Raw genomic sequence first — 9,970 nt, 5'->3', positions numbered from 1 at the left:
CTTGCCGGCGTGAAGCCGCCCGCGCCTGCTTCGCCGCGATCACCTGTTGTTCCTCGACAGCCGGCAGGTCATCGAACAGGCTGGCCGGCGATCCGTTATGACCTTCGGTCTCGTTCATGTCTCGGAGCATGCCAGTCCCAGCACAACCTGGCGAGATTGGAGAAAAACTCTCACGCTCTCAGCCGAGGACAAGCCTGCGGTGCTCGATCTTGGTGCAGTGATCCATCACCACTGCCAGCCCTGCGGCTTCGGCCCGTGCCGCGGCCTCGGTCGCGATCACGCCGAGCTGCAGCCACACCGCTTTTGCACCGACGGCGATCGCGTCCTCGACGACGGGCATCACGTCCTCGGATTTGCGGAACACGTCGACCAGGTCGATCGGCACCGGCACCTCGCGCAGGCTGGGGTAGCACTTCTCACCCAGGATCTCGGCGCAGGCCGGATTCACCGGGATGATCGTGTAGCCCGCCCGGCGCAGGTACTGCGCGACCTCGTTGCTGGCGCGCTCGGGGTTGGCCGACATGCCGACCACGGCGATCGTGCGGGTATCCTGGAGCAGCCTGCGCAGGCCGGCGTCGTCTTCGATCATGGAGTCCTCCTCAGGTGAGTTCCGGCGCAACGGCGTGGCGCCGGCGCGCTACGTTGGCGAGCGACCAGTTGGCGAGCGCCCAGTCCCACACGCGCGCGAGCGGGGCCTGCGCCAGGTCGCGCGGTGGTCGCTGGCCGAGGAAGGCCAGCGCCGCGGTGAGCGCTGCGGCCGGTGGATGGTCGTCGATGGCCTGCGCGAGCGTCTGCTTGGAGAGCTTCTCGCCTGCAGCATTGGTGGCGACCGGCAGGTGGGCGTAGGCCGGCGTCGGCAGGCCGAGCAGGCGCTGCAGGTGGATCTGGCGCGCGGTCGAATCTAGCAGGTCGGCGCCGCGTACCACATGCGTCACCCCCGCCTCGGCATCGTCCACGACGACAGCGAGCTGGTAGGCGAAAAGGCCGTCCGCCCGCAGCACGATGTAGTCGCCGACGTCGGCTTCGAGGTCTTCCTGTTGCGGGCCCTGGATGGCATCGTCGAAGCGGGCCACGCCGGCTGCGCGCACCCGCCACGCGCGCGCGCTGCGTCCCGGCGGCAGGCCATCGCGGCAGGTGCCCGGGTAGCGGTGCGAGCCGTCGCGGGTGAGGGCGGAATCGGCCAGTTCGCGCCGCGTGCACGCACAGGGAAAGGCGTGGCCGTCGGCCTTCAGGCGCTCGAGCGCGGCCGCGTAGGCCTCGGTACGCCGGCTCTGCCAGACGATGTCGGCGTCCCATTCGAAGCCGAAGCGCGTGAGTGTGGCGATGATCGCGTCCGCCGCGCCGGCCACCGTGCGTGGCGCATCGACGTCCTCGATGCGCAGCAGCCAGCGCCCGCCGTGGCGGCGTGCCTCGAGGCAACTGCCGACGGCGGCGACCAGCGAGCCGAAATGCAGCGGCCCGCTGGGCGAGGGCGCGAAGCGGCCGATGTACGGTGATTGCGTGCCGGTCATCGGCGCGAGGCTCTGTTGCCGGCGAACTCGGCGAAGCGTGCCGGTCGCACGCCGGCCGTGGCGAGATCGTCGGCGAATTCATCTGACGCGAGGTAGGCCAGCTCCGCCTCGCGCGGCGTGGTCAGCGCATCGCAGCCAAGCAGCGCTGCGTCCACTCGCCCGGGATGGACGTGCAGCAGCGGTCGCGGGCCGAGCGCGGCCAGGAAGCGGCGCATCTTGTCGCCGAACGGACGCACGGTGGAAAAATCGTGCAGGCCGCTGAAGCCGTCGTTTGCCGGAATTCCCGCCGCGTGCAACTGACGGCGCAGGCCGGCGCCCAGCGCGGAAATGAACATTGCCTTGGCGGTCGATTCGCCACGGCGCAGGCAGCGCACCGGGGGTTCGACGCAGTCTCGCACCCACACGCGGCCGACCGGGTAGCGGCGCAGCAGCTCCGCGACCACCGCCTCGCGCACGCCGGGAAGCACATGCACATGCTGGTGGCCATCCACATAGTCCGGTGGCGCGCCCCAGGCGTCCTCGAAAGCGTCGAGCTGCGCGCGCAGCTCGTCGATGAGGGCGGCCGCGGGCAGCGCGTGCGCCAGCGCGCGGGGCAGCAGGCGGCCGAGCGGTGGCAGGCGGCCGTCGATCGCCAACCCACTCGCGCGGCTCAGCGGTGCCTGGTCGGTGAGCGTCAGGTGCAGGCCGACGTCGGCCGGCGCGCGGCGAACGAGTTCGCGCAAGGGCGCGGCGGCGCGGCGCCAGTCGGCCATGGTGGTCATGCAGCTCGTGGCCGACAGGCGGCCGGCGCCGATCAGCTCGGCGATGGCGTCGCTGACGCCCGGGGCGAGGCCATAGTCGTCGGCGCAGACGACGGCGGGGCGGGCAGGGGCGGACGAAGCTGCGGTCATGCGGGCGGGCGCGAAGTTCAGAGGCCGGCAGTATCGCTCAATGTCACCGCTCGGCGTGCGTGAAAAGCTGCCCGGAACGGGGGCCTTGGCCTGCTGACGGCGGCGCTTGGTGCGATGCAAAATGTTGTAACCGTGCCGCGTCATTCCGCGCCTGACGGAATGGTTTATCGTTCACTGCCTCGCTCCCATCGGGAGCGTTTTTCCGGATCGTCTTGCCGTGTCGAACCTCGACTCACTCGATGCCCATGCCCATGCGGCATCGTCTTCCTCCGCGCAGCCCCGCCTGTCGGTGGTCATTCCCCTCTACAACGAGAGCGGCTCGCTCGGCCCGCTGCACCAGCGGCTTACCGCGGTGCTCCAGGGCATGCCGCTGGCCTCTTACGAAGTCGTCTTCGTCGATGACGGCAGCCGCGACAACACCTACGCCGAAGTGGCGGAGCTGTGTGCGATCGACCCGACGCTGAAGGCGATCCGCTTCGCGCGCAATTTCGGCAAGGAAGCGGCGATGGCGGCCGGCCTGCGCGCCGCCGGCGGCGACGTCGTCGTGCTGATGGACGGCGACCTGCAGCACCCGCCCGAGCTGATCCCCGAGATGCTGGAGCGCTGGCGCGGCGGGGCGATGATGGTCACCGCGGTGCGCCGCTCGCGCGATACCGATCCCTGGCTGCGGCGGCAGTTGTCGCGCGCCTTCTACGCCTTCTTCCGCAAGGTGTCGGAAGTGGCGCTGGCCGAAGGCGGCGGCGACTTCCGCATCTTCGACCGTGCGGTGGTGGATGCCATCAACAGCTTGCCCGAGCGCACACGCTTCATGAAGGGCATCACCAGTTGGGTGGGTTTCCGCCAGGAGGAAGTCGACTTCGAGCCCGAGGAGCGCGCCGCGGGCGCGTCCGCGTGGTCCATGTTGCGCCTGCTGCGCTACGCCATCGACGGCCTGTCGGCCTTCAGCACATTGCCGCTGCGGGTGTGGTCCGTGATCGGTCTGGTGATGGCGGGCCTGTCGGCCCTGTACGGCGCCTGGCTGGTGGTGCGCACCATCATCTTCGGCATCGACCTCCCCGGCTACGCGTCGATCATGGTGTCGGTGCTGTTCCTGTCCGGCATCCAGTTGATCAGCCTGGGTGTGCTGGGCGAGTACATCGGCCGCATCTTCACCGAGGTGAAGGGGCGGCCGCTGTTCCTGGTGTCGGAGCGCCTCGGTTTCGGCGACGGCAGGGAGTCGCGTCGATGAGCGCTCCGGTGCGTGCCGCAGCGGTCGCTGCAGGGCATGACGAAGCGGATGACGGCGCGGGCGCAGGAAGTCGCAGATGGGCCTTCGGCCTGTCGATGCTGCTCTTCGTCGCGACGGCCGCGTTCATCGTGCTGACCTTCGATCAGCACGGGCTCAGCAACGACGAGGAGGTGCAGCACGTCTACGGCCGGCTGCTGGTGGATTTCTACGCCTCCGGCCTGAGCGACCTGCGTGCCTTCGAGTACAAGAACCTCTACCTCTACGGCGGCCTGTTCGACCTCGTCGCCGCGCTGATCGAGCGCAGCGGCGTGGTCGGTTCCAGCGGGCCCGGGGTGTGGGAGATGCGCCACCTGTTGTCGGCCGGCTTCGGTCTGCTCGGGCTCGCCGGCGCCTGGCTGCTGGCGCGCCGGCTTGCCGGCGAATGGGCCGCGCTGGCGGCGCTGGTCGTGCTGCTGGTCACCGGCGCATGGTCGGGCGCGATGTTCACCCACACCAAGGACGTGCCCTTCGCCACCGCGATGGTGTGGGCGCTGTACTACATCGTGCGCGTCGCACCCAGCCTGCCGCGGCCTGCGCGTGGCGATGTGATCGGGCTCGGCATCGCGCTGGGTTGTGCCTTCGGTCTGCGCATCGGCGCGGTGTTCGCGGTGTTCTACCTCGGCATGGCGGTGCTGGCGGCGGCTGCGTGGCGCGAGGGTGAATCGGCGGGGGCGCGCGCCGCCGTCTTCGGCCGCTCCATCATCGCGCTGCTGCCGGCGGCGCTGATCGCCTTCGTGCTGATGGGGCTGTTCTGGCCGTGGGCGGTGATGTCGGCGGGCAACCTGTGGAAGGCGATGACCACCTTCTCGCACTTCTCCTTCCTGCTGCACACCATCCTCGCCGGCAAGGTGATGCCCAATGGCGAAGTGCCGGGCATCTACCTGCTCGCCTACCTGCTCGTGCGCCTGCCCGAGATCTTTCTGCTCGGTCTCGCCCTGGCCGCCATTGGCGGGCTGCGGGCCCTGCCGATGCTGGCGAGCCCGGCCGGACGGCGCGCGGCGCTGCCCTGGCTGCCGGTGGTGCTGGCCGCGCTGTTTCCGATCGCCTATACCTTGCTGGCCGCGCCGCCGCTGTACAACGGCATCCGCCACTTCACCTTCCTGCTGCCGCCGCTCGCGGTGCTGTCGGGTGCGGGCCTGTACTCGGCCTGGCAGCGCGCGGCGCGCTGGCCGCGTGGCCGCTGGGCAGCGCTGGCCGGCAGCGTGCTGCTGGTGGCGGGACATGTGGTCATGCTGGCGCGGCTGCATCCCTATGAATACGTCGCCTACAACGGCTTCGTCGGCGGGCTGCGCGGCACCACCGACCGCTGGGAACAGGACTACTGGGCCGACAGCCTGCGTGACGCGGCGGAGCAATTGAACGCCTTCGTCGCCAGGGAAGGGCATCCCGACAAGACCTACACCGTGGCGGTCTGCGCCGAGTCGCTGCAGGGCAGCGTATGGCTCGATCCACGCCTGGTGGTGACCAGGGACTGGTGGATTGCCGACTTCTTCCTGTCGCCGACCCACATGGATTGCCATACCGCAGTGAAAGGCCAGATCATCGGCACGGTCGAGCGCGAGGGCGTCACGTTGGCCGTGGTCAAGGATCGCCGCATGCTGGTGGGCGAGGAGCGCCGGCCGCGATGAACATCCGCCGTTTCATCCGCTTCGCCGCCGTCGGCGCGGTCGGCACGCTGGCGCATTACGCCCTGCTGCTGACGCTGGTGGAAGGTTTCGGTGCCAGCCCGCTGGTCGGTGCGACTGCCGGCTTCGTGCTCGGCGCGGTGGTGAATTACGCGCTTGCGCGCCTGCTGGTGTTCGATTCGGACCGCACGCACGTGGAGGCCCTGCCGCGCTTTTTCGCCGTGGCCACCATCGGGCTCGCCTGGACCGCCTTGCTGATGAAGCTGTTCGTCGATGTGTTCGGACTGCACTACCTGCTCGCGCAACTGGCGACCACCGCACTGCTGCTGTTGTGGCACTACGCCGGCAATGCGGTGTGGACCTTCCGTCATCGCGAGCGACCGGCGGAGGAGTGAGGGTGGCCGTAAGCGGCCAGCGGGAATTGACGCGTATCAAGAACCTGGCGGGCACGAACCGTTAGCATTGTTTCGTTTTTCCACAAATGTTTTTCTGCCTGGGCCCCTGTCGGAGACTGCCAATGAAAAAGACCAACCTGATTCTCGCCGCGGCGCTTGCCGCCCTTCTTTCTGCCTGTGGCGGCCAGGATTCCGGCAAGCAGGCCGCAGCGCCGGCTGCACCGGCGGCGCCTGCTGCCGCGCCCGCCGCACCGGCACCAAGTGCGGCACCCGCCGCCGCGCCGGCTGCCGCTCCGGCGGCCCAGACCGCTGCTGCACCGGCTGCCGCGGCGGCAGGCGAGAGTGTGTTCAAGAAGACCTGTTCGCTGTGCCATGCAACCGGCGTGGCTGGCGCGCCGATGTTGGGCAACAAGGACGACTGGGGTCCGCGCATCGCCCAGGGCAAGGACACGCTCTACAAGCACGCGATCGAAGGCTTCACCGGCGCCAAGGGCATGATGCCTGCGCGTGGTGGCGGCTCGTCGCTGTCCGACGACGAGGTGAAGGCTGCCGTCGATTACATGGTGTCGAAGGCGAGCTGACCCCCTTCGGATCGTCCGCACGAAAATGGAGGCCCTGGTGGCCTCCATTTTCGTTCACGCGCATCGCCGCAAGCCGCTCCGTGTGGTGCTCAGTGCATGTGGCTGGCGTGGGTGGCGTTGCGCAGGCCGGCCAGCGTCTCGCCGCGGATGTCGGTGAACCTGAGCACGCGCCCGCCGTGTCCGATGGCGAAAGCGCGGGCGGCTGCCTCGTCGGCGAAGGCGGGCAGGTCGGGGCCACGCATCGGTCCGCGTGCGCTGGAACCGAGCACGTAGGCCGCAGCGCGCGCGTCTGACCAGCCGCTGCCGTTGAAATCGCTGACATACAATGCCGCAGCCTGGTTCGGCGTGTGGCTGCCGTCGAACCGTGCCGGCTCGGCGAGGAACATGAACAGGTCGACCGGCGAGTCGAAGAAGTGGGCCGAGCCATCTTCGAAGATGACCTGTGCTGCCCATTTCGGGAATCGTGCCGGGTACATGCCGCACACCGGGCAGCGCGCGTCGGCCGGAACCGGACGGGCTGCGAAGATTTCCAGTCCCGAGGCCGGATCGTAGGGGTGCGCGACGGATTGCCGCGCCGGCGGCACGAGGCACACGTCCTCCGCCGGCGGCTCGAAGGCGGCCGACGGCCGGTGAGCGTATTGCCAGGACAGGCCGGCGGCTGCAGCCACGCAAAGCGCAGAGGCGCCAAGCAGCAGGCGGCGGGCGGCAGCCGGATGGCTCATGCGGTCTTGTCCTTCAGCAGCGGGTCGTGCAGCAGGGCTTCGACCAGCGCGGCGAGGTTGGCGGCCGGCTTCGCGCCGACGCGGGTCACCGGATCGGGCACCACCCGGCCGTCGTCCAGGTGCAGGTGGTTCGGCGCAGTGGCAAGGCCGGGGTGGGTCGGCGCGGTGTCGATACCCATCTCGGCCGCGTCCGGCCCGAGGCCGGTGCGCCAGCGCAGGGAGTAGGCATCGTCCGCCGCGTAATGCACGGTGAGCATCACGCCATTGTCGAGGATCAGGGTCAGCGCGTCCTGGGCGACCTGCGGCGGAGCGGCGAGGCGCCCGGGAAATGCCTGCTCGATGTGTTCGGCGAGTTCGGGTTGGAGGCTCATCAGCGGTTCGCTTCCTTCAGGTGCTGGCTCATGGTTTCGCGCGCCGCCTGATGCGTGTCGGCCAGGATGCGGGCCGCCAGGTAATGCTCGTAGGCAGGGTGCTCGGGGACTGCGCCGCTGGCGATGCCGGCCAGCAGGCTCTGCTCGTCGGCGGCGCGGAGCGCGTCCAGCACCTTGCGCCGGTTTTCGCGCGTTTCGTAGATGAGGCGGGCGATCAGCTCGATTTCCAGGGCGCGCTCGGGCGGCAACGAATCGTAGATCGGGTTCATGTGTCGGACCTCCTTACATCGACTGGTCGTGCAGCGCGCCGCCGTCGAGCAGCACCATGTCGGGCTTCACTTCGTCGAAGCGCAGCACCTTGCCGCCGTATTGCGCGGTGAACGCCTTCGCGTCGGCTTCGCTGGCGAAGGAGGCGGCGCTCGGGCCCATCGAGCCGAGCCGCTTCGAGCCGAACACGTAGAAGGCCGTCTTCGCGTCGATCCAGTGGCCGACCGGCTTGTCCCAGTCGGTCTTGCCCATGTCCTGCACGAACATGGCAGTGACGCGGCGCGCCTGCTCGGGGTTCAGATAGACGTTGAACATCTCGATCGTGTCGCAGAACCAGTCAGGCCGCGCAACGACGCTGTAGTGGATCTGCGCCTTGGGCCCGGGGTAGTCGGCAAGCAGCATGCCGTCGAGCGAGCAACTTGTGCTGCGGTCGATCTCGAGCGCCACCACGCTCGCCTTGCCGCCGCCGGATTCGCCGCCGCACGCCGCCAGCAGCGCTGCGGCGGCGCAGGCGGCCAGCAAGCGGCGGTCGAAGATTGGGAGTGAGATGTGCATGGGAAGGGGACTCTCCTGAGTACGGGCCGGTGGGCCGGCCGTTTTATTTGCGGAAACGCCACGCGGCGATGGCGAGCGGCAGTGCGATCCACGCCGCCATCACCAGGCCGAGTAGGTCGCTGCGCGCCAGCGTGGGCGGGAAAACCGTGGCGAGGCCGTACAGCGTACGCACGTCCTCGAGCGCGAAGATGTTGAGGATGCGGAACACGTCGGCCGGGTTCAGCAGCAGCAGGTAGGGCATCACTTCGCCGCCCCACTGTCCGCCGGACACGACCAGCGCGCCAAGTAGCAGCAGGTCGAAGATCAGCACGAAGAAGAACCACATCGCGATCGCCAGGCCAGAGGCGCGCGTGCGGTCGGCGGCGAACACCGACAGCATCACCGCCAGGCTCAGGAAGGCGCAGCCGAGCAGCACCGAGCTGAGCATGAAGCCGAAGTAGTGAAACAGCGCGGCGAGGTCGAGCTGCGCAGACAGCACGAGCCCCACCAGACCGAAGCCCGCCACGGTGGAGAAGGCGAGCGCGCCAGCCAGGCCGAGGTATTTGCCCAGCAGCAGCTCGACGCGGGTGATCGGCATCGACAGCAGCAGGTCAAGCGAACCGCGCTCGCGCTCGCCGACGATGGCGTCGAAACCCAGCACCAGCGCGATCAGCGGGATCAGGTAGATGACCAGGCTCACCAGGCTGGCGATGGTGACCTCGATCGAGCGAAAGCCCACCGTCCCCTGCTGCGCGGCGCCGAAGTAGGCGATCGACAGCGCGAAGGCGGTGAACACCAGCGCCACCGCCAGCACCCAGCGGTTACGGATGCGGTCCCAGAACTCCTTGCCGGCGACAGTGGCGATTTGTGCGAATTCCATGTCCCGCCCCTCAGTCGGAAAAGCCGAAGAACACGTCTTCGAGCGAAGGTTCATGCACGCCGAGGTCGCGCACCTTGCCGTCGAGTGTCGCCAGCGCGGCGATCACCGCCATCTTGGCTTCGCGCCGGCACTGCACCGCGATATGGTCGTCGTGCGCCTCGATCGCGCCGACGGGCAGGTGGCCGAGCGCGGCGCGCACCGCCTCGAAATCCTCCGGCGCCACCCGCACCGAGAACCATAGCGGCAAGTCCATCTGTTCGCGCAGCGACTGCACCGTGCCGCAGGCCTGCACCTTGCCGGCGGCCATGATCGCCAGGCGGTCCACCCGCTCCTGGATCTCGGCCAGGATGTGCGAGGTGATCACCATCGTCACGCCGTCGCCCTTGAGCCGGCGCAGGATCGCGTAGAAGCCGCGGATCGCCTCCGGGTCCAGCCCTGTAGTGGGTTCGTCAAGGAACAGGATGCGTGGCTTGCCGAGCAGGGCCTGGGCGAAGCCGAGGCGCTGGCGCATGCCCTTCGAGTATTCGCGCACGCGCCGCCGGGCCGCATGGGTGAGGCCGACGCGCTCGAGCAGGGCGTGGTTGTCGGCTTGCGACACGCCTTTCAGCCTGGCGAAGAACTGCAGTGTCTCCAGTCCGGTGAGGTTGTCGTAGAGCACGACGTTTTCCGGCAGGTAGCCGATCTTGCGCCGCACCGCGCGGAAATCGCCGTTGGCGCCGCCGTGGCCGGCGACCATCGCGCCGTCGATGCGGATCTCGCCGGCGGTGACCGGGATCAGGCCCAGCATCATCTTGAACATCGTGCTCTTGCCGGCGCCGTTGTGGCCGATGAGGCCGAACAGCTCGCCGGCACGGACGTCCAGGTCGACGCCATCGACCGCGTGAATCGCGCCGTAGTGCTTGTGCACGCCGCGGGCGACGATCACCG

The 9,970-nt window shown here is 69.0% G+C and carries 13 protein-coding genes; 4 read left to right on the top strand and 9 right to left on the bottom strand.

Annotated features, from left to right (window positions below; translation table 11 throughout):
* Positions 1-178: 178 nt before the first annotated feature.
* The 3 genes from GH664_RS20380 to GH664_RS20370 are packed head-to-tail and all read right to left on the bottom strand — an operon-like array spanning position 179 to position 2,401.
* Entirely contained in the window at positions 179-589 is a 411-nt protein-coding gene (locus tag GH664_RS20380; RefSeq protein WP_153169947.1) for a CoA-binding protein, read from the bottom strand.
* 10 nt (positions 590-599) lie between these two features.
* Complete coding sequence (gluQRS, locus tag GH664_RS20375) at positions 600-1,511, bottom strand: tRNA glutamyl-Q(34) synthetase GluQRS (protein ID WP_153169946.1); 912 nt, start codon at positions 1,509-1,511, stop codon at positions 600-602.
* Positions 1,508-2,401: a ChbG/HpnK family deacetylase gene (locus GH664_RS20370; RefSeq protein WP_153169945.1), complete on the bottom strand. Its 894-nt coding sequence runs from the start codon at positions 2,399-2,401 to the stop codon at positions 1,508-1,510. The genes gluQRS and GH664_RS20370 overlap by 4 nt, the downstream gene beginning before the upstream one ends.
* A gap of 217 nt (positions 2,402-2,618) precedes the next feature.
* Here GH664_RS20370 and GH664_RS20365 point away from each other — a divergent pair, with 217 nt between their 5' ends.
* The 4 genes from GH664_RS20365 (at position 2,619) to GH664_RS20350 (ending at position 6,269) form a co-directional block, all read left to right on the top strand.
* Positions 2,619-3,629 carry a glycosyltransferase family 2 protein gene (locus tag GH664_RS20365; RefSeq protein ID WP_194270456.1) on the top strand — a complete coding sequence of 337 codons (1,011 nt, stop codon included), beginning with the start codon at positions 2,619-2,621 and terminating at the stop codon, positions 3,627-3,629.
* Positions 3,630-3,724: 95 nt separating this feature from the next.
* Positions 3,725-5,296 carry a glycosyltransferase family 39 protein gene (locus GH664_RS20360; protein ID WP_153169951.1) on the top strand — a complete coding sequence of 524 codons (1,572 nt, stop codon included), beginning with the start codon at positions 3,725-3,727 and terminating at the stop codon, positions 5,294-5,296.
* Positions 5,293-5,688, top strand: a complete 396-nt coding sequence (locus GH664_RS20355; protein ID WP_153169944.1) for a GtrA family protein — start codon at positions 5,293-5,295, stop codon at positions 5,686-5,688. The genes GH664_RS20360 and GH664_RS20355 overlap by 4 nt, the downstream gene beginning before the upstream one ends.
* 122 nt (positions 5,689-5,810) lie before the next feature.
* The gene (locus GH664_RS20350; protein ID WP_153169943.1) at positions 5,811-6,269 is read left to right on the top strand and encodes a cytochrome c5 family protein; all 459 of its coding nucleotides are present in this window, start codon (positions 5,811-5,813) and stop codon (positions 6,267-6,269) included.
* An 89-nt stretch (positions 6,270-6,358) separates the two neighbouring features.
* Here the strand turns inward: GH664_RS20350 and GH664_RS20345 are convergent, their stop codons facing one another.
* Genes GH664_RS20345 through GH664_RS20320 form a run of 6 tightly spaced genes read right to left on the bottom strand, consistent with a single transcriptional unit; the run spans position 6,359 to position 9,968 of the window.
* A complete protein-coding gene (locus GH664_RS20345) occupies positions 6,359-6,991 on the bottom strand; it encodes a nitrous oxide reductase accessory protein NosL (protein WP_153169942.1) in 633 nt (210 codons plus the stop codon).
* Positions 6,988-7,362: a hypothetical protein gene (locus GH664_RS20340; protein WP_153169941.1), complete on the bottom strand. Its 375-nt coding sequence runs from the start codon at positions 7,360-7,362 to the stop codon at positions 6,988-6,990. The genes GH664_RS20345 and GH664_RS20340 overlap by 4 nt, the downstream gene beginning before the upstream one ends.
* Entirely contained in the window at positions 7,362-7,631 is a 270-nt protein-coding gene (locus GH664_RS20335; RefSeq protein WP_153169940.1) for a hypothetical protein, read from the bottom strand. Before GH664_RS20335 ends, GH664_RS20340 begins: the two co-directional genes overlap by 1 nt.
* A gap of 13 nt (positions 7,632-7,644) precedes the next feature.
* Positions 7,645-8,184, bottom strand: a complete 540-nt coding sequence (locus GH664_RS20330; RefSeq protein WP_153169939.1) for a nitrous oxide reductase accessory protein NosL — start codon at positions 8,182-8,184, stop codon at positions 7,645-7,647.
* Positions 8,185-8,227: 43 nt separating this feature from the next.
* Positions 8,228-9,043: an ABC transporter permease gene (locus GH664_RS20325; RefSeq protein ID WP_153169938.1), complete on the bottom strand. Its 816-nt coding sequence runs from the start codon at positions 9,041-9,043 to the stop codon at positions 8,228-8,230.
* Positions 9,044-9,053: 10 nt separating this feature from the next.
* Positions 9,054-9,968, bottom strand: coding sequence for an ABC transporter ATP-binding protein (locus tag GH664_RS20320; protein WP_153169950.1), 915 nt, complete (start codon positions 9,966-9,968; stop codon positions 9,054-9,056).
* Positions 9,969-9,970 lie beyond the last annotated feature (2 nt).

Source organism: Thauera sp. 2A1 (genome assembly GCF_009469595.2).
Classification (GTDB): domain Bacteria; phylum Pseudomonadota; class Gammaproteobacteria; order Burkholderiales; family Rhodocyclaceae; genus Thauera.
The sequence above is the reverse complement of the archived record's forward strand: the minus strand, read 5'-3'. Positions and strand labels throughout refer to the sequence as shown.

Coding starts and splice junctions, on each gene's coding strand:
- gluQRS (WP_153169946.1), bottom strand. CDS start 1,511: ATGACCGGCACGCAATCACCGTACATCGGCCGCTTCGCGCCCTCGCCC.
- GH664_RS20350 (WP_153169943.1), top strand. CDS start 5,811: ATGAAAAAGACCAACCTGATTCTCGCCGCGGCGCTTGCCGCCCTTCTT.
- GH664_RS20360 (WP_153169951.1), top strand. CDS start 3,725: ATGCTGCTCTTCGTCGCGACGGCCGCGTTCATCGTGCTGACCTTCGAT.
- GH664_RS20330 (WP_153169939.1), bottom strand. CDS start 8,184: ATGCACATCTCACTCCCAATCTTCGACCGCCGCTTGCTGGCCGCCTGC.
- GH664_RS20335 (WP_153169940.1), bottom strand. CDS start 7,631: ATGAACCCGATCTACGATTCGTTGCCGCCCGAGCGCGCCCTGGAAATC.
- GH664_RS20380 (WP_153169947.1), bottom strand. CDS start 589: ATGATCGAAGACGACGCCGGCCTGCGCAGGCTGCTCCAGGATACCCGC.
- GH664_RS20345 (WP_153169942.1), bottom strand. CDS start 6,991: ATGAGCCATCCGGCTGCCGCCCGCCGCCTGCTGCTTGGCGCCTCTGCG.
- GH664_RS20370 (WP_153169945.1), bottom strand. CDS start 2,401: ATGACCGCAGCTTCGTCCGCCCCTGCCCGCCCCGCCGTCGTCTGCGCC.
- GH664_RS20340 (WP_153169941.1), bottom strand. CDS start 7,362: ATGAGCCTCCAACCCGAACTCGCCGAACACATCGAGCAGGCATTTCCC.
- GH664_RS20355 (WP_153169944.1), top strand. CDS start 5,293: ATGAACATCCGCCGTTTCATCCGCTTCGCCGCCGTCGGCGCGGTCGGC.
- GH664_RS20325 (WP_153169938.1), bottom strand. CDS start 9,043: ATGGAATTCGCACAAATCGCCACTGTCGCCGGCAAGGAGTTCTGGGAC.